Source organism: Janthinobacterium sp. Ant5-2-1, from assembly GCF_001445815.1.
In the GTDB taxonomy this organism is placed as follows: Bacteria; Pseudomonadota; Gammaproteobacteria; order Burkholderiales; family Burkholderiaceae_D; genus Janthinobacterium; species Janthinobacterium lividum_E.
This window is the reverse complement of sequence record NZ_LNCE01000063.1, coordinates 28516-51484: the sequence shown is the minus strand read 5'-3', so window position 1 is coordinate 51484 and position 22969 is coordinate 28516. Positions and strand designations below refer to the sequence as shown.

Here is a 22969-nt window from a genome sequence, read left to right as displayed (position 1 = left end):
GCAAAAGCTGGCGCAAAATCCGCCTTTCTTTATTACAAATCGATACATGGATGGCCTCACCCTGCGTATAGAATAGTTGCCACTATTTCCTTACAACAACATCAGGGTGATCATGCGCATACCTTTCGGCTCCGTCGCTTCGCTGGCTTTGTGTTTTACCGTGTCGGCCTTCGCTGCCGAACCATTCGACGACAAGTTCCGCCAGCTCGAAGAGGTGTTGCCCACCCCGAATATCTACCGCACGGCCTCCGGCGCGCCAGGCCACGCCTACTGGCAGCAGCGCGCCGACTACACCATCCGCGCCACGCTTGATGAAGCCAAGCGCGAGATCGCCGGCAGCGGCACCATCACCTACCATAACCAGTCGCCCGACACGCTCGGCTACCTGTGGGTGCAGCTGGACCAGAATATCTACAAGCCCGATTCCGACGCGCGCCGCATGGCCACGGCGCCATCGCGCCAGGCGTGGGCCAAGACGGCGGGCGAAGACACGATGAAATTCGAAGGCTTGCGCGGCATCCTCGCGCGCGGCGACTTCCAGGGCGGCTTCAATATCCGCGCCTTGAAAGGCGCCGATGGCCAGCCTTTGAGGTATGTTATCAACCGCACCATGATGCGCATCGACTTGCCGCAGCCCTTGAAACCGGGCCAGGATTTCGTCTTCCAGATCGACTGGGATTACCGCATTAACGAACAGAAGGTGCTGGGCGGGCGCGCCGGCTATGAAGTCTTCGACGACAAGAACGCCCTGTTCGAAGTGGCGCAGTGGTTCCCCCGCATGGCGGCCTATTACGACGCGGCCGGCTGGCAGCACAAGCAGTTCCTCGGCTCGGGCGAATTCACCCTGGAGTTCGGCGACTACGACGTGCAGCTGACGGTGCCCGCCGACCATATCGTCGCCTCCACGGGCCAGCTGCAAAACCCGCAGGACGTGCTGTCCGCCGCGCAGCGCGAGCGCCTGGAAAAAGCGCGCGGCAGCGACAAGCCCGTCGTCATCGTTACGCAGAAGGAAGCGGAAGCGGCCGAGAAATCCGTCAGCCGCGCGCAAAAGACGTGGCACTTCAAGGCAGCCAACGTGCGCGACTTCGCCTGGGCCTCGAGCCGCAAGTTCATCTGGGATGCGCAGGGCTACAAGAAGGGCGGCAGCGATGTGATGGCCATGTCCTACTATCCGAAGGAAGGCAATCCGCTGTGGGAAAAATACAGCACGCAAGCCATCGTGCACACGATCGAGCAGTACAACAAGTACAGCATAGCCTACCCGTACCCGACGGCCATTTCCGTCAACGGCCCCGTGGGCGGCATGGAGTATCCGATGATCTCGTTCAACGGCCCCCGTCCGGTGAAAGACAAGAAGACGGGCGAGCTGACCTACTCGAAGCGCACCAAGTATGGCCTGATCGGCGTGATCATCCACGAGGTGGGCCACAACTACTACCCGATGATCATCAACTCGGACGAGCGCCAGTGGACGTGGATGGACGAAGGCCTCAACACCTTCGTGCAATACCTGGCGCAGCAGGCGTGGGAAGAGAACTACCCGGCCTCGCGCGGCGAGCCGCGCGAGATCGTCGACTACATGCGTAGCCGCGACCAGGTGCCGATCATGACCAATTCCGAGTCCCTGCTGCAGTTCGGCAACAACGCCTACGCCAAGCCGGCGGCGGGCCTGAACATCCTGCGCGAGACCATCCTCGGGCGCGAACTGTTCGACTACGCGTTCAAGGAATATGCGCAGCGCTGGAAATTCAAGCGCCCCACGCCCGCCGACTTTTTCCGCACCATGGAAGACGCTTCGGGCACGGACCTGGACTGGTTCTGGCGCGGCTGGTTCTATACGACCGATCCGGTCGACATCAGCATCGACGGCATCAGCGAATATGGCGTGAGCTCAAAAGATCCGGCCACGGAAAAAGCGTGGAAAAAAGCGCAAAAGGAGGCACAGCCGGAATCCGTCACGAGCCGCGCCAACAAGGGCATGCCGCGTCGGGTCGATGCGCATCCGGAGCTCAAGGATTTCTACAACCAGCACGACGATTTCACGGTGACCAACAAGGACCGAAACGCCTACGCCGAGGCACTGGCCGCCCTGGAACCGTGGGAAAAGGACTTGCTGAAACAGGGCAAGCATTTGTACCTGGTCGACCTGTCGAACGTGGGCGGCATGGTCATGCCCCTGATCCTCGAGATCGAACTGAAAAGCGGCAAGAAATACGTCGAGCGCGTACCGGCCGAAGTGTGGCGCTACTCGCCGAAGAAAATCACCAAGGTCGTCATCACGGATGAACCGATGGTGGGCCTGGTGCAGGACCCGTACTGGGAAACGGCCGACATTGACACGAGCAACAATAGCTGGCCGCGGAGAATCACGCCATCGCGCCTGGAACTGTTCAAGAGCGAGAAGTCGCCCAAGGATAACCTGATGCGCGATTTCCATACGCCGCTGAAAGGCCAGAACGGCGGCTCGGCCAAGGGCGACGAGGCATGAAGTGCTGGCGCATGCTGGCTTGCGCCATGCTGGCCTGCGCCAGCATGGCGGCCGGCGCCCACAACTTCCACATGGGTATCGCCGACATCAGCTACAACGCGGCCAGCGGCAGCACGGAAGTGGTGCACACCTACACGGGCCACGACGTCGAAGCGCTGCTGACGAACCTGTACCAGCGTCAGTTCGACCTAGGCCAGGAAGACAGCGAAGCGGCGCTGCGCCGCTATGTGGAAAAACAGTTTTACCTGGTGGGGCCGGATGGCAAGCGATTGCGCCTGAACTGGGTCGGCATGAAGGTCAATGCCGACAACGTGGTGATCTTCCAGGAGATCGAACGCACGCGCCTGGCCCCCGCCACGCGCATCCACAACCAGCTGCTGACCGACTTCCTGCCCAGCCAGCGCAATACCCTCAACGTGCAGGACAACGGCGCCATCCAGACGCTGATTTTCGACCGCCAGAACACGGAACTGCCGATCCGCTAAGCCCCGACACACCGGACATCCATGACGCCACGCTCTCTTCCCCTGCTCCTCGCCGCCCTGTTTTCAGCCACCGCCGCCCACGCCGACGACATCTTCCAGCGCGTGCTGGTCGACGGTTCGCGCCTGAACCAGCTGGGCGTGGCCGATTCGGCCAACGCGGGCAGCGTCACGCAACAGCAACTCGATGCGCGCACCAGCTACCGGCCAGGCGAATTGCTCGAAGCCGTGCCGGGACTGATCGTCAGCCAGCATAGCGGCGAGGGCAAGGCCAACCAGTTCTACCTGCGGGGCTTCAACCTCGATCATGGCACGGACTTGCGCACCACCGTCGACGAGATGCCCGTCAACCAGCGCAGCCACGGCCACGGGCAGGGCTGGACGGACCTGAACTTTTTGATCCCCGAACTAGCCATGCGCCTCGATTACAAGAAGGGGCCGTATTCGGCGGCGCAAGGCGATTTTTCCTCGGCGGGCGCGGCGTCCGTCGTCTACGCGAACCGCCTGACGCAGGGCATCGCCAGCGTGGGCATCGGGCAAAACGGCTTTCGCCGCGCCCTGCTGGCCGACTCGCTCGACGCGGGCGACGGCAGCCTGCTGTACGCGCTCGAAGCACAGCACAACGACGGCCCGTTCACGCAGCCGGACCGCTACCGCAAGCTCAATGGCGTGCTGCGCTACAGCGAAGGCTATGCCAACAACGGCTTCAACGTCACGGCCATGGCGTATGACGCCAGCTGGAACGCCACCGACCAGATTCCGCTGCGCGCCGTGCAGGATGGCACCCTGGGCCGCTTCGACGCCATCGATGCCAGCGACGGCGGCAAGGCGCAGCGCTACAGCCTGTCGGGTGCCTGGCGCCAGACGACGGACGACATGTCGTCCAAAGTCAGCGCGTATGTGATCGCCAACCGCCTGGCCCTGTTCTCGAATTTTACGTATGCGATGGACGACCCCGATAACGGCGACCAGTTCGCCCAGCCCGACCGGCGCGTGACGTCCGGCGTCAACGCCAGCCACACCTGGCACCGCCACACGGACAGGGGCAGCAGCGACACCACCATCGGCCTGCAGCTACAGAACGACAATATCCACAATGGCCTGTACAACACGCGGCAGCGGCAAATCCTGTCGACCACGCGGCAAGACCATATCGTCGAATCGAGCATCGGCGTGTACGGCGAAAACAGCACGCGCTGGTCGCGCTGGCTGCGCACCGTGGCCGGCCTGCGCGCGGACGCCTACCGCTTCGACGTACGCAACGACCGGCCGGAAAATTCAGGCAAGGCCAGCGACCATTTGTTCAGCCCCAGCCTGAGCGTGATCGCCGGACCGTGGCGCGATACGGAAGCGTATATCAACATTGGCAATGGTTTTCACAGCAACGACGCGCGCGGCACGACGATCACGGTCGACCCGAAGACGGGCGAGGCGGCCGACAAGGTCACGCCTCTGGTGCGCTCGCGCGGACTGGAACTGGGCTTGCGCAGCGCCGCCATCGCCGGCCTGCAAACGTCGCTGTCGCTGTACCGGCTGGACTTCGATTCCGAGCTGCTGTTCATCGGCGACGCGGGCGCCACCGAGGCGGGCCGCCCCAGCCGCCGCTACGGCATCGAGTTTTCCAGCTACTACAAGGCGGCCAGATGGCTGTCGCTGGACCTGGATCTGGCGTATGCGCGGGCACGCTCGCGCGGCAGCGACCCGGCGGGCGACTTCATCCCCGGCGCCATCGAAGGCGTGGCCCAGCTGGCCATGACGGTGACGCCGCCAGGGCCGTGGTCGGGCTCCTTGCGCCTGCGCTACTTCGGCCCGCGCCCACTGGTGGAAGACAACAGCGTGCGCTCGTCGGCCAGCGTGGGCTTGAACGGGCGCATCGCCTACCAGATCGACAAGACCTTGCGCGTGGAAGTCGAAGGCTACAACCTGGCCAACCGGCGCGACTCGGCCATCGATTACTACTATGCCTCGCGCCTGCCCGGCGAGGCGCAGCCCGTCGACGACATCCACTTCCATCCGGTGGAGTCGCGCTCGATGCGCCTGACCCTGGTAAAGAATTTTTAAGTAAACAAGAATAATTCCTATCTCACTGCACAGGAAACGCCGCGAAGTCGTAGAATGCCAGGCTGGATAAACTGAGACAGGCCGCGTTGCGGCCGCACCGCCATGAGCACTTCCGCACCGATCTTTACCGACCCGTCCCACGTCAAGGACGCCTTGCGCGATGACGGCTATGCCGTCCTGCGCCCGCAGGACGTGGCCGCGCTGGCCGGCTGCCCGCTGGACGCATTGCGCGCGCTGGAACCGAGCTGGAATACCCTGGCGCTGGACAATTACCTGAAGGATGGCGGCCGCTATCGCCGCCGGCGCCACTCGTGCTTCGTGCAGGATGGCGAGCGCCTGACGCAGACGGCGCACCGTCCGCACTGGCAACCGGTGGAATACAACGCCCTGCACGGCGGCATGCACCGCCTGTTCGAACCAGTCGAAGCGGCTATCGTTGCGCAAGCGGCCTGGCAGCAGCTGATCCGCGCGCTGGGCGACGTCTGTTCGCAGGTCAAGGGCAGCCAGCCGTGGTTCATCGAGGCGCACCAGTTCCGTATCGATACGACCGACGGCATCGGCCGCCCCACGCCGGAAGGCGCGCACCGCGACGGCGTCGATTTCGTCGCCGTGCTACTGATCGGGCGCGAACAGATCAAGGGCGGCGAGACGCGCATCTTCGAAGCGGACGGCCCCAACGGCAAGCGCTTTACCCTGACCGAACCGTGGTCGCTGCTGCTGCTCGACGACGCGTCTGTCATCCACGAATCGACGCCGATCCAGCCCATCGGCGACCATGGCCACCGCGATACGCTCGTGCTGACCTATCGCGCAGGACAGTTCCAGGGCGAAAACTGACAAGCGGCCACAGCATTCTCTGTGGCCAAAATAGTTACTTGGAAGTTACTTTTGCAGACCTAAATCCGATATAGTCATACGATGTCGATATTGCGCGCTCACCGCGCCCAGCATCACCACACTGAAATCCTAGGAGAGGTCTGTGGACTCCAACAACCAAATCAAGCCTGACGAAATCGAGATCCTGATCGTCGAGGATAGCCCGACCCAGGCGGAGCGCTTGCGCCGCCTGATCCAGTCGCTGCACTATAACGCGCGCGTGGCGGCGAATGGCCAGCTGGCCCTGGCCGCCATCCGCGAGCGCAAGCCGCACCTGGTGCTGTCCGATATCGTCATGCCTGAAATGAATGGCTACGACCTGTGCCGCGCCATCAAGTCCGATCCGACCCTGCGCGACATCCCCGTGATCCTCGTCACCTCGCTCAACGATCCGAAGGACATCATCCGCGGCATCGAGTGCGGGGCCGACAATTTCATCCGCAAGCCCTACGCGGAAGACTACCTGCTCAACCGCATCAGCCACATGCTGATGAACCAGAAGCTGCGCAAGAACCAGAATGTGGAAATCGGCATCGCCCTGTACCTGGGCGACCAGAAGCATTTCATCAATGCGGAACGCCAGCAGATCCTCGACCTGCTGATCTCCACGTATGAACAGGCGGTGCAGGTCAACGGCGAACTGCAGGCGCGCGAACGCCAGGTGATCGAACTGAACATGCGCCTGGCGCACCATGCGGCCGAGCTGGAAACCATCAACCGCGAAATCGCCCTGAAAAACCTGGAGCTGGCCGAGGCGAGCCGCATGAAGTCCGCCTTCATCGCGAACATGTCGCATGAACTGCGCACGCCGCTCAACGCCATCATCGGATTTACGGGCGCGCTGCTGATGAAACTGCCCGGCCCCCTGACGTCCGACCAGGACAAGCAACTCAATACCATCCGCGCCAGCGCGCGCCATTTGCTCTCGCTGATCAACGACATTCTCGACGTGGCCAAGATCGAAGCGGGCAAGCTGACCCTGTCGATCGAACCCGTGCACTGCCAGGAGCTGATGGCCGACGTGGCCGACACCCTGCGCCCCCTGGCCCAGCAAAAAGGCCTGGCGCTGGAACTCGAACTGGGCGAACCGGGCCAGCCGCCCGCCATCATCGACACGGACCGCCGCGCGCTGACGCAAATTCTCATCAACCTGCTCAACAACGCCATCAAGTTCACGGAACAGGGCACGGTGCGCATCAGCCTGTCCCAGCGCGAAGAAGATGGCGTGCAGGTGACGGAAATGAGCATCGCCGACAGCGGCGCCGGCATCAAGGAAGAAGACCAGGCCAAGCTGTTCCAGGCCTTCTCGCAACTCGATTCCACCTCCACGCGCCACGTGGAAGGCGCGGGTCTGGGCCTGTACCTGTGCCAGAACCTGGCCAACGCCATCGGCGGCGCCCTGTTCTTCAACAGCGACTACGGCTCGGGTAGCACGTTTACACTGGCCCTGCGCAGCAAGGCCTGAGCTTCTGTGCGCCGCAACATGGAATACGGGCTTTTTGCCATCGAAAAGAGACCGATACAGTAGTTCTACGGTATTGCACTGCACCATTTTCAGCGCTATAGTAGAACTGTCTCCTCCAATTCGTTCTCCGAACATTGGATTCAGCCCGCGAATACAACCGCGGGCTTTTTTTTGCCTGCGTTTTTCATTATCTTCATCCTTTCTTAACTAAATCAATCGGCTTAGTTATATCAATCGTTTGAGATATATGATTAAATCCCCGGCATGATTGAAAAAACCGCCATCCCCAACTCCCATGCCGACGACGGGCGCAAGCCCCGTTCCGACGGCGAGCAGTCGCGCGAGCGGCTGCTGCATAGCGCCATCCGCCTGTTTGCCGAGCAGGGTTACGCCAAGACATCCACGCGCGAACTGGCGCACGCGGCCGGCACCAACGCGGCCGCCATCAGCTACTATTTTGGCGACAAGGCGGGACTGTACCGCGCCGCCTTTGCGCAGCAGTCAGCGGACCCGCAAGACAATATCGCCCTGTACGAGCAGCCCCATTTCACCTTGCGCCAAAGCCTGGAAGGCTTTTATGCGCAATTGCTCGCTCCCATGCAGCAGGGCGACATCGCGCGCGACTGCATGCGCCTGTGGTGCCGCGAAATGCTGGAACCGACGGGCCTGTGGGCGCGCGAGATCGACCAGAACATCCGCCCCGAACACGAAGCGCTCACGCGCGTGCTGACACGCCACCTGGGCGCACCCGACAACAGCGACGACATGCACCGGCTGGCGTTTTCCATCGCTTCGCTGGCCCTGCAGCACATGGTCGGCACCGAGGTGCTGCACACCTTGCGCCCGCAATTGCTGGAATCGCCGCACGCCATCGACACTTGGCTCGCGCGCCTGACCGACTACGCGCTGGCCATGGCCGACGTCGAGCGCCGGCGCCTGGCCATGCCTCCCTCACCCTCTACACCTCAACGACAAGCAGAAGGACCAGCATGACGACTATTCGATGCACCGTTCAACGCGTCCTGGCCGCCAGCATCATGCTGGCGCTGGGCGGTTGCGCCCTGCAGGGGCCGCCCGCAGCGGTGGCCGCCAGCGCGCCCGCGCAGTGGCAGGCGCCGCTGCCGCACAACGGCAAGCTGACGGACCTGGCCAGCTGGTGGCAGGGCCAGGGCGACAGCCTGCTGGTGGAATTGATCAACGACGCGCAGCAGGTCAGCCCGACCATCGCCGCCGCCGGCACGCGCATCGTGCAGGCACGCGCGGACCGTATCGCCAGCGGCGCCGCGCTGGCGCCCACTTTGGATGCGACGGGCAGCGTGGTGCGCACCAGCCAGCAATCGGCCCAGCCCAGCGGCACCACCTCGCAGGCCGCCTTGCAGGCGTCGTGGGAAATCGACGTGTTCGGCGCCAACCGCGCCACACGCGATGCGGCGCAGGAGCGCTACGACAGCGCCCGCGCGGGATGGCATGAAGCCCGCGTCTCGGTGGCCGCCGAAGTGGCGAACCAGTACTACGCCTTGCGCACCTGCCAGCAATTGCAGGCCGTATCCGAACAGGACGCCGTCTCGCGCCGCGACTCGGCGCGCCTGACGGAACTGAGCGCCGGCGCCGGCTTCCAGCCGCCCGCCAATGCCGCGCTGGCCCGCGCCAGCGCGGCCGAAGGCGCCAGCCGCGCCATCGAACAGCGCGCCGCCTGCGACGTGAATATCAAGGCGCTGGTGGCCCTGTCCGCCATGCCGGAAGCGTCGCTGCGCCAGAAGCTGGCGGCCAGCCCCGCCATCCTGCCCTCGCCCGTGGCGATTGCGGAATTGCCGGCGAAAATCCTGGGCCAGCGCCCCGACATCTACAGCGCCGAACGCGAAGTGGCGGCGGCCAGCTTCGAAGTACGCGGCGCGCAGGCGCAGCGCTATCCCCGCCTGAGCCTGGCCGGCTCCATCGGCAAGGGCAATATCCGCGCCGGCGGCACCAGCATCACGGCCAGCACCTGGAGCATTGGCCCGCTGGCCGTCAGCCTGCCCATCTTCGACGGCGGCACGCGCCGCGCGCAGATCGATGCGGCCACGGCGCGCTATGACGAAGCCGTGGTGAAATACCGCGCCGGCGTGCGCCAGGCCGTGCGCGAAGTGGAAGAAGCATTGGTCAACCTGGCCAGCACGGATGAACGCAGCAGCCATGCGAAAACGGCACTGGAAGGCTACCGCGTGTCGTTCGTCGCCACGGAAGACCGCTACAAGAATGGCCTGGCCAGCCTGATCGAACTGGAAGACGCGCGCCGCACGCGCCTGGCCGCCGAAAACACGGTGGTCAACCTCGAGCGCGAACGCAGCGCCGCCTGGGTAGCGCTGTACCGCGCCGCCGGCGGCGGCTGGACCAGCAGCGCCATCGCCAACAACGCCCCCTGACGGATACACAACATGAAAAAACTGACCTTGAAACCGATGGCGCTCGCCCTGGCCGCCCTTTGCGTGATGCTGGGTGCGGGCGTGGCCCTGTACTCCCCTTCCTCCACGGCGGCGGACGACGCCAAGGATAAAAACGCGGCGCAAAAACCGGCCCTCACCGTCACCACGGCCAAGCCGCAAACGGCCAGCCTGCCCATCAAGCTGAAGGCCAACGGCAACGTGGCCGCCTGGCAGGAAGCCGTCATCGGCAGCGAATCGAACGGCTTGCGCCTGACCGACGTGCGCGTGAACGTGGGCGACGTCGTGCGCGCCGGCCAGGTGCTGGCCGTGTTCTCGAACGACACGGTGAACGCCGACGTGGCGCAGGCGAAAGCCGCCGTGCTGGAAGCGCAAGCCAATGCCGCCGAGGCGGCCGCCAACGCGCAGCGCGCCCGCTCGCTGCAAAGCACGGGCGCCATCAGCGCGCAGCAGATCAGCCAGTACCTGACGGCCGAACAGACGGCCAACGCGCGCATCGCGTCGGCCAAGGCGCAGCTGGCGTCGCAGCAGCTGCGCCTGAAATACACGCAGGTGGTGGCGCCCGACAGCGGCATCATCTCTTCACGCTCGGCCACCGTCGGTTCGGTGGTGGGCGCCGGCACGGAACTGTTCCGCATGATCCGCCAGGGCCGCCTCGAATGGCGCGCCGAAGTGACGGCCACCGAGCTGCTGAATCTGAAACCAGGCACCCTGGCGCAAGTGAAGGCGGCCAACGGCAGCGTCTTGACGGGCAAGGTTCGCATGATCGCCCCCACCGTCGATCCGCAGACGCGCTCCGCCCTCGTGTACGTGGACCTGCCCGCCAGCACGGGCGCGAACGCGCCGTTCAAGGCCGGCATGTACGCCAGCGGCGAATTTGAACTGGGCACCTCGGGCGCGCTGACCGTGCCGCAGCAGGCGATTGCCGTGCGCGACGGTTTCAGTTATGTCTTCCGCCTCAATCCCGACCAGCGGGTCAGCCAGATCAAGGTGCGGGCCGGACGGCGCCTGAGCGACCGCATTGAAATCCTTGGCGGCATCACGGCCGACACGACGATTGTCGTCAGCGGCGCCGGCTTCCTCAATGACGGCGATCTGGTACGGAATGTACAGGCTCCGGCAGCGGCCAAGGCTGCTGTAGCACCGGCAGCGAAAAAGTAAGGAGAGGTCATGAATTTTTCCTCCCTCTCGATCAAGAACCCGATCCCGGCCATCATGCTGTTCGCGCTGCTGACCCTGGCCGGCCTGCTGGCCTACAAGGCCAATCCGGTGCAGGATTTCCCCGACATCGAACTGCCCATCGTCACCGTCAGCGCGGTGCTGCCCGGCGCCGCGCCGGCCCAGCTGGAAACGGAAGTGGCGCGCAAGATCGAAGACTCCGTCGCCACCTTGCAAGGCGTGAAAAACATCTACACCAAGGTGCTCGATGGCGTCGTCACGGTGACCGTCGAATTCATCCTGGAAAAGCAGATCGCCGAAGCCGTCAACGATGTGCGCGACGCCGTCGCGCGGGTCAAGGCGGACATGCCGGCCGAGCTGCGCGACCCCACCGTCACCAAGGCTTCCACGGCAGGGCGCGTGGTGCTGACCTTTATCGCCACGGCAAAGCCGGGCGTGGACAACCCGCTCGACGCGCCCGACCTGTCGTGGTTCGTCGACAATACGGTGGCCAAGCGCCTCTTGACCGTGCCCGGCGTGGGTGCCGTCACCCGAGTCGGCGGCGTCTACCGCGAAATCCAGGTGGAACTCGACGAGGCCCGCATGGCGGCATTGAAAGTGTCGGCCCTCGACGTCTCGCGCCAGCTGCGCCTGGTGCAGCGCGAAGCGCCTGGCGGCCGGGGCGACATCAGCGGCGCCGAGCAGTCGGTGCGCACCATCGCCACCGTGAAAACGGCCGATGAACTGTCGCGCGTGGAAGTGCCGCTGCCGGACGGGCGCCATGTGCGCCTGGACCAGGTGGCCACCGTGCGCGATACCATCGCCGAACCGCGCGCGCTGGCCGAGCAGGATGGCAAGACGGTCGTCGCCTTTGAAGTATTCCGCACCAAGGGCGCCAGCGAAGTGGCCGTCGCCAAGGGCGCGCGCGACGCCATCGCCGACCTGCAGAAGGAAAACCCGAACGTGGTGCTGCAGCAGTCGATCGACAATGCCTTCCCCGTCGAGGAAAACTTCGACGGCTCGATGGAGCTGCTGTACGAAGGCGCGCTGCTGGCCGTGCTGGTGGTGTGGTGGTTCCTGCGCGACTGGCGCGCCACCCTGGTGGCCGCCGCCGCCCTGCCCCTGTCCGTGATGCCCGCTTTCCTCGGCATCTACTGGTTCGGCTACACGCTCAATACCGTCACCCTGCTGTCGCTGGCCCTCGTCGTCGGCGTGCTGGTCGATGACGCCATCGTGGAAATCGAAAACATCGAGCGCCATCTGCGCATGGGCAAGTCGCCGATGGAAGCGGCCATGGAAGCGGCCGACGAAATCGGCATGGCGGTGATCGCCACCACGTTCGCGCTGGTGGCCGTGTTCCTGCCGACGGCCTTCATGAGCGGCATTCCCGGCCTGTTCTTCAAGCAGTTCGGCTGGACGGCTGTGCTGGCCGTGCTGGCCTCGCTGGTGGTGGCGCGGTTGCTCACGCCGATGATGGCAGCCTATATCCTGAAACCGCTGCCGCACAAGGAAGAGCAGGATGGCTGGCTGATGACGCGCTACCTGACGGTCATGCGCTGGTGCCTGAACCACCGCGGCATCACGGCCATCGCCGCGGCCCTGTTCTTTGTCGGCGCCATCGCGCTCGTGCCGCTGCTGCCGACCGGCTTCGTGCCGGCCGCCGACCGCGCGCAGACGCAGATCAACCTGGAACTGCCGCCCGGCTCCACCCTGGGCGAAACGCAGGCCGTGGCAGCCCTGGCACGCGATGCGGCCATGCGCACGCCAGGCATCCAGGGCGTCTTCAGTTCGATAGGCGGCGGCTCGAGCGGCGACGCCTTCGCCCCCGGCGCCGCGGCCGAAGCGCGCCGCGCCGTGCTGACCCTGACCACCGTGCACCGCACGGAGCGCAAGGAATCGATGGCGGACCTGGAAACCCAGTTGCGCCACAAGCTCGATACCATTCCTGGCGCCCGCTTCACGGTGGGACCGCCCGACACGGGCGTCAAGATGCAGCTGGTGCTGCGCTCGGAAGACCCGGTGGCGCTGATGGCGGCGGCGCAAAAGGTCGAGCGCGAACTGCGCGGTCTGAAAGGCATCGGCAACGTCAATTCCAGCGCCTCGCTGGTGCGTCCGGAAATCATCGTGCGTCCTGATTTCGCCAAGGCGGCGGACCTGGGCGTGACGGCGGCGGCCATCGGCGAAACCGTGCGCGTGGCCACGGCCGGCGACTACGACACGGACCTGACGAAAATGAACCTGCCCGAGCGGCAAGTGCCGATCCGCGTCAAGCTGCCCAACAGCGTGCGCGCCGACCTGGCCGCCATCGAGCGCCTGACGGTGCCCGGCAAGAATGGTCCCGTGCGCCTGGCGAACGTGGCCACGGTGACGATGGAAAGCGGCCCGGCACAGATCGACCGCCTGAACCGCAGCCGCAACGTGACCCTCGACGTGGAACTCGGTTCGCGCACCTTGGGTGAATTGAACGTGGAAGCGCGCGCGCTGCCGTCGATGAAGAATTTGCCGCCATCCGTGAAGATCGCCGAACTGGGCGACGCGCAGGAAATGGCCTCGCTGTTCGCCAGCTTCGGCCTGGCCATGCTGATCGGCGTGCTGTGCATCTATTGCGTGCTGGTGCTGCTGTTCAAGGACTTCATGCAGCCGGTGACCATCCTGGCGGCGCTGCCGCTGTCGATTGGCGGCGCCTTCGTGGCGCTCCTGATCACGGGCAGCGCCCTGTCGATGCCGTCGATGATCGGCCTGATCATGCTGATGGGGATCGTCACCAAGAACTCGATCCTGCTGGTCGACTATGCGATCCTGGCGCGCCAGGCGGGCATGAACCGCTTCGATGCGCTGGTCGACGCCTGCCACAAGCGCAGCCGCCCCATCCTGATGACGACCATCGCCATGGGCGCCGGCATGATGCCGCTGGCGCTGGGCTGGGGCGCCGACCCCAGCTTCCGTTCGCCGATGGCCATTACCGTCATCGGCGGCCTGATCACGTCGACTTTACTGAGCCTCCTGGTGGTGCCGGCCGTGTTCACCTACATCGACGACCTCGAGCACCTGCTCAAGCGCGGCATGGCGAAACTGCGCCGCCAGAAGGCGCCGCTGCGGCGCGACGACAAGGTGGCGCTGGAAAAATAAATGCTGCGGTAAATTGCAAAATCGCCCCCTGCGGGCAAGGAAGCGAGGGACCGGCCGCCAGGCCGCGCTCCCTCGCTTTCATCTATCTGGCATACTGCGCCCATTCTCCATGAACGTAATCTGCCCTGCCTATGAATCACCGTACCCCGCTCGTCCTGCTACTGGTATCCGCACTGCTCGGTGCCTGCTCGGACAAGACCGCCCCCGCCAGCGCCGACCTGGCTGCTGACGTGGTCACCGAAGTCCCCGCTGCCGCTGCCGCGGCAGATGCCGCATCGGCCGAACACGTGCCGCCGCCATCCGCCACCGCCCCCAGGACGGAAGCGATGAACACGCCGCAGGCGCGCGAGCGCGAGGTGGGCATGATGCGCGCCGTCTTCGGCAAGGACTACCGCAGCGACAGCGAAGATGCGCTGGCCGACCTGTCCGATCCCGACAACCACGTCGACAAGCTCAGTTACGTGGTCAGCGCCGTCAGCCACAAGCTGCTGCCCGATGGCAGCGCCATTCTGGTGGCGAATGCGGAAACGGCCAACACGGAAGGCACGGCCGAATCGGCGCATGCCTCGCCGGGGTTGCTGAATGTCTTTTTCCTGGCGCCCAAGGGTCAGCCGGAAGACGGCCAGTGGCAAGTCGTGAAACGTCTGGAAAACATCGCAGCCTTGGGCTCTTCGGGGCAACTCGGCGAAGTCCACTGGGTCATGCTGGGCGCGAACAAGCCGGGACTGGCGATCCGCCATGGCTATACGGGCCAGGGCTATACCATCACGCAACTGGCCCTGTTTGAAATCGGCGACGGCAAGGTCACCTCACTCGATGGTGCCGTCGACCTGTATTCGGACAATATGGGCGCCTGCGGGCCTGAGACGGACGAGTGCTGGATGGTCAAGGGGAACTGGCGCTTCGCGCCGGCGCGCAATGGCGGCGCCTACGACGACTTGCTGATCGATTTCAAGGGCGCCTCCGAGAAGATCAAGCCCGGCGTCACGGTCAAGCCGGACGAAGACCCGCCGCGCATCGCCACGCCCCTGAACGGCCACGCGCGCTATGGCTTCGATGGCAAGGGATATAAACTGATTGAAGGGAAGAACACGGTGCCGGGCGTTTAAACACGGCACCGTCATGCCGCTACTTGCGCGCCGCTTCCAAGCGCACCAGCAGCGGTGCATACATGGAACGCGTATGGCTGCTCCAGCGGGCCATGGCGCTGTCGATATCGAGCAGCAAACGCTCTGACAACACCTTGTCGCCCTGCTGCAGCGCCCAGATCGCGCACTCGGCGCGGCACTCGAAGCTGTTGTAGCGCGTCAGCGCATCGTCGAATTCCGCCTTCGCCTCCGCCTGCCGCCCGCTTTGCGCCAGCGCGCGCGCCGTCAGCAGGGACACCATCTCGGGACGGAAATGGATATCCGTGCGGCGGATGAATTCCAGATGCGTCAACGCTTCGGCGCCCCGTTCGCACTCCAGGTAGGCGCGTGCCGCGCCCAGGCGAATTTCCAGGTCCGATGAAAACGCTCCCTGCAGGCAGGCTTCATACGTCGATGCCGCTTCGCGCGCATTGCCCGCTTCGAGCTGCGCGCTGGCCAGGCGCATCTGGTTTTGCGCCGTCGGCGTGTACTCGAAAGCAGCTTTCGCCTCGCGCAATTCGCGGTTCGGATCGAGCACCTGCACGGCTACCGACGCGACCTTGCGCGCGCCTTGCGGCAGGCGCGAATTGGGCAGGTAGATGGCGAAGAAATACACCACGCTGCCCAGCAGCGGGAACATGAATAAAATGAGCAGCCAGTACAGCTGCTGCCCGTTGCGCACCACGTGGATCGCAAAAAATACCGCGATCAGGATATGGATGCCTATGCCAAAAATCGTCATGCTGCGACCTCGTTCGTTCGTGATGGAAGCGGCTGGCACCATGCCGCCGCTTTTCCAGGCCAGATAGTACACCGGCGGTGTGGCTATTGTCCGCCGCCAGCCGACCAGCCGCCCCCCATGGCGCGGTACAGGTCGACCGAAGCGACGAGAATGCGCGTCTTCAGTTGCAGCAGTCCCACGTCGGCGCTGTACAGGGTGCGCTGGGCGTCGAGTTCTTCCAGGTACGAGGCGTAACCATTGCGGTAGCGGTTATGCGCGATGCGCAGGGTGTCGGCGGCAGCGGCGCGGCGCGCGTCGTTTTCCACGGCTTGCTGCTGGAGACGGTAGATGGCGCCCAGGCTGTTTTCCGTTTCGGCGAAAGCATTGCGCACCACGTTTTCATACGCGTACACGAGCTGGTCGCGCTGCGCGCCGGCCGCATCCGTCTGCGCCTGCACGCGGCCGCCATCGAACAGGGGACCGGCCGCCAAGGCCGTCAGGCGCCACAAGGCTGTCGGCGCATGCAGGAAATTGGTGAGTGTTGTCGCTTGCCCGCCGCCGACGGCCGTCAGCTTGAACGAGGGCAGCAGCTGGTCGCGCGTGGCGGCCAGGCTGGCGTTGGCGGCCGCCAGGTTGTGTTCCGCGCGCGCGATGTCGGGCCGCCGGCGCAGCAATTCGGAGGGCAGGCCCGCCGGCACGCCAGGCGCCGCCAGTTCGGCCAATGGCAAGCCGCGCGCGATGGGGCCCGGATTGCCGCCGACGAGAACGGCCAGCGCGTTTTCCTGTTCAAAGATCTGCCGCTGCAGCTGCGGCACCTGTTCGGCCGCCGCATGGTATTCCGATTGCGCCTGCAGCCATTCCAGGCGCGAGCTGTAGCCCACCTCGAACTGCTTGCGCGCCAGCTCGCGCGACTGTTCGCGCAGCTGCAAGGTCGATTGCGTCAACGCCAGCTGCGCGTCGAGTCCCCGCAAATTTAGGTAGCTCGTCGCCACGCTGGCGGCGATCGACAGGGCCGCCGCATCGAGGCTGGCCTGTTCGGTGCGGTAGCTCTCGCCCGCCGCATCGCTCAGGCTGGCCAGCCGGCCCCACACATCGATTTCATAGCTGGCCTGCAGTTCCGCTTGGAAGACATTCGTCACATACGGCTTGCCGCTGGACGCCAGGGTACGCGTGCGCTTGGGCGAACCGTCGAAAGCCAGGTTGGGCGCGCGGTTCGCATCGGCCTGCGCCAGGCGCGCGCGGTACTCCTGCACGCGGGCGCGCGCCACGCGCAAGTCGCCATTGCGCGCCAGCGCCTCGCCCACCAGGTCGCTCAAGACCGGATCGCCGAAGGCTTGCCACCACAGCTGCTCGACATGGGCGTCAGTCGCCGCGGGGACACCGATGGCTTGCGCGCGCCAGCCGGACGGCAACTGCAGTGCCGACGCGGGCTGCGGTGGCGCGTTGGCGGCGCAGCCTGCCAGTGCCAGCGCGCCGGCCATCAGCAGGAAACGGCGCTTCATGGCTTGGCCTTCTTCGGCGCCGGCGGCGGCGCAGGATTGTCCGCCGAGTCGTTCAGCACGGCCGACGTGTCGACGCTGACCACCACCGACATGCCCGGCACGAGCCGGCGCGCATTCGCCTGGCCCGGGTCGATACGGATGCGCACGGGAATGCGCTGGGCGATCTTGAGGTAGTTGCCCGTCGCGTTATCGGCCGGCAGCACGGAAAATTCGGAACCCGTGGCCGGCGAAATGCGTTCCACCTGCCCCGTCAGCACGGCGCCGTCGAGCGCGTCGACGTGGAAGGTGGCGCTCTGCCCTTCCTGCACGCCATTCATCTGCGTTTCCTTGAAATTGGCAATCACCCACATCTGGCGCGGCACCAGCGCCATCAGCTGCGCGCCCGAATTGACGTACGCGCCCTGGCGCACCGTCACCTGGCCCAGTTGGCCATCGGATGGCGCCACGATGCGCGTGTTATCGAGGTCGATCTTCGCCGCCTTGACGGCCGCCTGCGCGTTCGCCACGGCCGCTTCCAACGCCTGCTTGTTGACCACCACGCTATGCACGCTTTGCTGCGCGATGTCGAGATTGGCGCGCGCCTGCGCCAGCGCCGCCGCCATCTGCGCCTGCGCGGCGCGCGACTGGTCGTGTTCGCGCTGCGACAGCGAACCGTCGGCCACCAACTGCTCCACGCGATTGAGGTCGGCGCTGGCCTTGCGCGCCTGCGCTTCCGCATTCGCCATCACGGCCTCGCTGACGGAAATACCCGCCTGCGCGCTGGCCTTTTGCTGCGCCCAGTTCGACAGCGCCGCCTGCTGCGCGGCCAGCTGGGCCTGCGCCTGCTCGTAGCGCTGCTGATAGATGCGGTCGTCGATGCGCACCAGCAGCTGGCCTTCCTTCACATCCATGAAATCCTGCACCGTCACTTCCACTACATAGCCCGACAGCTGCGTGCCGATGATGGTCACCTGCCCGCGCACGGTGGCGTTTTCCGTCGTCACGATGGGGCTGGTGAACGGCGGCAGACGCCACGCATACAGCACGATCAGCACGCCCACCAGGGCCACGGCGGCAAAGGCCAGCGCGGACAGCCACTGGTGGCGCCGGTCAGGCTGCGGCGGCGTGCCGCTTGCCGCAGGCGCTGGCGCAGGTGGAGCCGCAGGTGCGGGGGCTGGTGCGGGTACTGGCGGCGTGGTGTTATTTTCTGTCATTGCTCGGTTCCGAATTGGTAATGGGGACGATGGCCATGGCCGTCTGCGCATCGCGCACGGGGCCGACCAGGCGGCGCGCGCCGGTGGTGATGCGGGTCCAGGACTGGCTGACCAGCATCCAGATCAGGGTGGCGATGGCGACGCCGGCGATCATCAAAAAAACGTCGTTATAGGCCAGCACATTGGCTTCGCGCGTGGCGATGGCGCCCAGGCGCGCCACGCCTTGGGCGCTGCGCAAGGCAGGGTCCATCAGTACGCCGCCATAGCTTGCGGCGCCCGACTGCACGCGGGTGGACACCTGCGGATCCAGCATGCTCAAGTGCTCGACCAGGTAGCTGGAATGGTATTTTTCGCGCGCCGTCTGGATGGTGCCGACGATGGCCGCGCCGAGCAGGCCGCCCAGGTTCTGCGTCATGGTAAACATCACGGAAAAACTCACCAGGTTGCGCGGTTCGGCGATCACGGCGCCCATGCCGGCCACCATGGTGGGACCGAGGAAATACGTGCCGCCAAAGGCCAGCAGGAACTGGCTTACATACATGTTGACGGGGCGCGTCTGGCTGGTGGCGTGCGCGTCGATCAGGGCACCGGCAGCGATCAGCAGCAGCGCGAACATCAGCGAGCGGTTCAGGGTCGCCGGATTGATCGTCAGCGCGCTGACCACCAGGCCCGCCACGCTGCCCAGCAGCACCACGACGAACAGGTTCTGCATCTGGTCCGTGTTCAGGCCCAGTGCCTGCAGGAAGCCCACGGCCCCCGTCGATTCGGACAGCACGATGCGAAACAGCAGCACCGATAAAAACAGCTTGGCGATCTTGCCCGTGGTAAGCCAGCGCGTGTTGAGCAGCGGGCGCGCGCGGTTATGCTCGATGGCCAGCGAGGCGGCGATCAGCACGATGGAACACGCCAGACACACGCCCACCCACTCCGACTCCATCCACCACGCCGTGCGCCCCTGCGCCAGCACGGCGCACAGCAGGGCCACGCCGGGCGCGAACAGGATGAAGGTAAGGAAATCGAGCGGCTCGAACGTCTGCACCCGGTCACCGGGCGGCAGTTTCAGGGCCAGCACGCAGCCGAGCGCCAGCAGGGCCAGCCCCAGTTCGAACAAATACAGGCCGTGCCATTCGCCGATCTGCAGCAGTTCGGACGTGAAAATGCGCGCCAGCGGCAAGGCCAATTGGGCAAAGCCCAGGCCCAGCACCACGCCCTTCAGGCGGTGCCGCGCGGGAAACGCCTGCAAGGTGTAGTACAGCCCCAGCACCCCCAAGGCGCCGCCCACCATGCCATGCGCGGCGCGCACGGCGATCGCCGACGACAAGGTATTGGCATACAAGTGGGCGAACGTCACCAGCGCATACAGCACCAGGAACGCTTCCGTAAACAGGCGCAGGCCGAACTGCTGGCGGAACTTCACCAGCAGCAGATTCATGGAAACGATGGTCATCACGTAGGCGGCGGGCAGCCACTGCATCTGGTAGGCATAGGCGCCCAACGAACCTTGCAGGTTCAAGATGTTGGCTGTTACCAGGCCGTTGCCCAGCCCCCCCGTCAGCGCGACGATCAGGCCGACGATGAAATACGCGACACGCTTGGGCGTCGAATGTTCGGGCATCGATGGCGACCCGGGCAAGGTCGGGCGTTCGCCCGGCCCCCAGGTGCGAGGTGTGTACTTGTCCATGCAGTAATCGCAATCCGGTTTGCTGAAGCCGTTCCTTGCTGCTGTTACACAGATAGTGGCAAATGAACAGTTCTAGTCAGCAGCATATCACCGCGGGACGTTTTTATTGTTTACATTGTTGCACGCAGTTGCAGGCATTGACGGAGACAGGGCAGGCAAAGCCCGCCCTGTCCTTTGCTCAGGCCCGCATCACACCCGCGGCGGATCCGTCTCGCGCGCAAACGCCCGGTGTGCGGCCAGCACCTTCTTGAACGCAGCCACGGCTTTCACTAGGTCGCCGGAAGGCGCGATGATGATGGCGGGATCGGGCTTGCCGTCGGGCAGATTCACTGGTATGCCCGCCTTGTCCAGCAAGTCCTTGCCGGCGCCGATGGCCAGCATCGGCTTGCAGTGGCGGTATTGCAGGCGCAGGAAGTCGAGCGCGTTGGCGTCGCTGCCCAGCTGCTGCACGGCGCCCTGGCCATCCGGTACCACGACGGCGTCGAACAGCACGCCCGGTCCCGCTTCGAGCGAAATTTCCACGGCCAGCGGCGCGCCGCCGCTCGTATCGACTGTCCCCAGGTGGCTGCCCACCAGGCGCGGCGCGGCGCCGTCGGCCAGCAGCGCGGCATAGGTATTGCGCACTTGCGCGCCATCGCTGCCCGGCCCCACCAGGATGGCCACGCGCAGGGTATGGATGCCCGTCTTGCCGGGGCGGAAAAAGAGCGACAGGGCCGGCGATGGCGGATACGCCGGCAGCGGCTGCAGGGAAGCGCGCGGCATGGCGGGCGGCAAGGCCAGGCCCAGGCCATCGGCCAGGCGCTGCGCCAGGGTCTCGTCGACATTGCGCAGCATGGCGACGATGCGCTGGCGGATCGCCACCGTCTGCACCTTGCTCAGCTCAAAGCGGAACGCATGCACGATATGGTTTTGCTCGACCGGCGTCTGGCTGATCCAGAACAGGCGCGCCTGGGCATAATGCTCGGCGAATTTCTCGGGCTTGCCGCGCACCTTGTCGCCTTCGGCGGAGGCAGGAAAACTGTTGAAACCTTTCGCGCCCGCCTGGAACGGACAGCCGCCCGCCAGCGAGTTCGGTTCATACGCGACCCGGCCCCGGTTGATGGCCTGGCGGTGCATGCCGTCGCGCTGGTTGTTATGCACGGGCGCCAGCGGCGCATTGATGGGAATCTCGTGGAAATTCGGGCCGCCCAGGCGCGTCAGCTGGGTATCGACATAGGAATGGATGCGTCCCTGCAGCAGCGGATCGTTGGAAAAATCAATGCCGGGCACGATGTGCGCCGTGCAAAAGGCCACCTGCTCCGTCTCGGCGAAAAAATTGTCGGGATTGCGGTTCAAGACCATTTTCCCGACGGGGATGAGCGGGACGACTTCTTCGGGAATCAGCTTGGTGGGGTCGAGCACGTCGAAGGGAAACGCTTCCGCCTGCGCTTCCGTGAAGACCTGGAAGGACAGCTCGTATTCAGGATACTCGCCGCATTCGATGGCTTCCCACAGGTCGCGCCGGTGGAAGTCGGAATCGGCGCCGCTGATCTTGACGGCTTCGTCCCACACGAGCGAATGCGTGCCGGCCATCGGCGACCAGTGGAATTTGCAGAAAACGGACTGGCCCTTGGCATTGACGAGGCGGAAGGTATGCACGCCGAAGCCCTGCATCATCCGATAGCTGCGCGGGATGGCGCGGTCCGACATGACCCACATCAGCATGTGCGTGATTTCCGGCGACAGCGAGGCGAAATCCCAGAAGGTGTCGTGCGCGCTGGCCGCCTGCGGCATGCCGTGGTGCGGCTCGGGCTTGACGGCGTGCACCACGTCGGGGAATTTCATCGCATCCTGGATGAAGAAGACGGGGATGTTATTGCCGACCAAATCCCAGTTGCCCTCGTCCGTATAAAACTTCACGGCAAAGCCGCGCACGTCGCGCGCCGTATCGGTGGAACCGCGTTCGCCGGCTACCGTGGAAAAGCGCACGAAGACGGGCGTGCGCTTGCCCGCCCTGGCGAACGGCGCGGCGCGCGTCAGCTTGCTTTGTTCCTTGTAGCATTCGAAGTAGCCATGGGCGGCCGAACCGCGCGCATGCACGACCCGTTCGGGGATGCGCTCATGGTCGAAATGCGTGAGCTTTTCACGCAGGATGAAATCTTCCATCAGGGTGGGGCCGCGCAAGCCCGCCTTCAGCGAATTCTGGTTGTCGCCCACGGGCACGCCCTGGTTGGTCGTCAGCACGCAGCCGCTGTCGTCGCTGCGGGCGCCATCGAGCGAGGCGTTGCGCGCATTTTCGCCCAGCGCCGGCTGGCCATCGCCCGTCTTCGGCGACGCGGTCGTTTCGCCCGTGGTGCTGGCCGTGGCCAGCGGTTCGCCGGCTGCCACATGCACGCCTTCGACCGGCGTGCGCGCGGCATCGCCATACTGGCCTTCTTCCTTGGGATTGACGGCCATGGCGGCGGCCAGCTGCTGGCCGGCGGCCGTCTTTTGCAGCAGCGCGCGGGTCACGTCCTTGTCCGCGCCCAGGCTGTGCGGCGCATTGCTGTCGGATGGGCCGGACATGCTGCTCAATACGGAACCTGCACCGTCCGTGGACGGCGTTTTCTTGTTGGTAGCCATTACGTCTCCTGTGAGTAGTTTGCCCCGGGAAGTAACGCTACAACTCCCTCATTCAGCGCACGAAC

General features: G+C 65.0%; 15 protein-coding genes. 10 read left to right on the top strand and 5 right to left on the bottom strand.

Annotated elements, in window-relative coordinates; translation table 11 throughout:
* Positions 1 to 112: 112 nt before the first annotated feature.
* From ASN89_RS20220 to ASN89_RS20175, 10 genes are all read left to right on the top strand, one after another.
* Positions 113 to 2488, top strand: a complete 2376-nt coding sequence (locus ASN89_RS20220) for a M1 family metallopeptidase (RefSeq protein WP_058050526.1) — start codon at positions 113 to 115, stop codon at positions 2486 to 2488.
* Positions 2485 to 2973, top strand: a complete 489-nt coding sequence (locus ASN89_RS20215) for a DUF6702 family protein (protein WP_046686069.1) — start codon at positions 2485 to 2487, stop codon at positions 2971 to 2973. The genes ASN89_RS20220 and ASN89_RS20215 overlap by 4 nt, the downstream gene beginning before the upstream one ends.
* A gap of 21 nt (positions 2974 to 2994) precedes the next feature.
* The gene (locus ASN89_RS20210) at positions 2995 to 5031 is read left to right on the top strand and encodes a TonB-dependent receptor (protein ID WP_058050525.1); all 2037 of its coding nucleotides are present in this window, start codon (positions 2995 to 2997) and stop codon (positions 5029 to 5031) included.
* Positions 5032 to 5133: 102 nt separating this feature from the next.
* Positions 5134 to 5868: a 2OG-Fe dioxygenase family protein gene (locus tag ASN89_RS20205; protein WP_058050524.1), complete on the top strand. Its 735-nt coding sequence runs from the start codon at positions 5134 to 5136 to the stop codon at positions 5866 to 5868.
* 142 nt (positions 5869 to 6010) lie between these two features.
* Positions 6011 to 7372 carry a hybrid sensor histidine kinase/response regulator gene (locus ASN89_RS20200; RefSeq protein ID WP_058050523.1) on the top strand — a complete coding sequence of 454 codons (1362 nt, stop codon included), beginning with the start codon at positions 6011 to 6013 and terminating at the stop codon, positions 7370 to 7372.
* Positions 7373 to 7636: 264 nt separating this feature from the next.
* Complete coding sequence (locus ASN89_RS20195) at positions 7637 to 8365, top strand: CerR family C-terminal domain-containing protein (RefSeq protein ID WP_058050522.1); 729 nt, start codon at positions 7637 to 7639, stop codon at positions 8363 to 8365.
* Complete coding sequence (locus tag ASN89_RS20190; protein ID WP_414842520.1) at positions 8362 to 9774, top strand: efflux transporter outer membrane subunit; 1413 nt, start codon at positions 8362 to 8364, stop codon at positions 9772 to 9774. The genes ASN89_RS20195 and ASN89_RS20190 overlap by 4 nt, the downstream gene beginning before the upstream one ends.
* A 12-nt stretch (positions 9775 to 9786) precedes the next feature.
* Positions 9787 to 10953 (top strand): efflux RND transporter periplasmic adaptor subunit, encoded by a 1167-nt coding sequence (locus ASN89_RS20185; protein WP_058050520.1) that lies wholly within the window; start codon positions 9787 to 9789, stop codon positions 10951 to 10953.
* Between the two features lie 9 nt (positions 10954 to 10962).
* Positions 10963 to 14079 carry an efflux RND transporter permease subunit gene (locus ASN89_RS20180; RefSeq protein WP_046686076.1) on the top strand — a complete coding sequence of 1039 codons (3117 nt, stop codon included), beginning with the start codon at positions 10963 to 10965 and terminating at the stop codon, positions 14077 to 14079.
* A 131-nt stretch (positions 14080 to 14210) separates the two neighbouring features.
* Positions 14211 to 15188, top strand: a complete 978-nt coding sequence (locus ASN89_RS20175; RefSeq protein WP_046686077.1) for a hypothetical protein — start codon at positions 14211 to 14213, stop codon at positions 15186 to 15188.
* A gap of 19 nt (positions 15189 to 15207) precedes the next feature.
* Here ASN89_RS20175 and ASN89_RS20170 read toward each other — a convergent pair whose 3' ends face one another.
* The 5 genes from ASN89_RS20170 to ASN89_RS20150 all read right to left on the bottom strand — a co-directional run bounded on the left by ASN89_RS20170 (position 15208) and on the right by ASN89_RS20150 (position 22904).
* Positions 15208 to 15948 (bottom strand): hypothetical protein, encoded by a 741-nt coding sequence (locus ASN89_RS20170; RefSeq protein WP_058050546.1) that lies wholly within the window; start codon positions 15946 to 15948, stop codon positions 15208 to 15210.
* Positions 15949 to 16031: 83 nt separating this feature from the next.
* Positions 16032 to 17429 (bottom strand): efflux transporter outer membrane subunit, encoded by a 1398-nt coding sequence (locus ASN89_RS20165; protein WP_058050519.1) that lies wholly within the window; start codon positions 17427 to 17429, stop codon positions 16032 to 16034.
* Complete coding sequence (locus ASN89_RS20160) at positions 17426 to 18622, bottom strand: HlyD family secretion protein (RefSeq protein WP_046686079.1); 1197 nt, start codon at positions 18620 to 18622, stop codon at positions 17426 to 17428. The genes ASN89_RS20165 and ASN89_RS20160 overlap by 4 nt, the downstream gene beginning before the upstream one ends.
* Complete coding sequence (locus ASN89_RS20155) at positions 18609 to 20303, bottom strand: MFS transporter (protein ID WP_058050518.1); 1695 nt, start codon at positions 20301 to 20303, stop codon at positions 18609 to 18611. The genes ASN89_RS20160 and ASN89_RS20155 overlap by 14 nt, the downstream gene beginning before the upstream one ends.
* Positions 20304 to 20492: 189 nt before the next feature.
* Entirely contained in the window at positions 20493 to 22904 is a 2412-nt protein-coding gene (locus ASN89_RS20150) for a catalase (RefSeq protein ID WP_058050517.1), read from the bottom strand.
* Positions 22905 to 22969 lie beyond the last annotated feature (65 nt).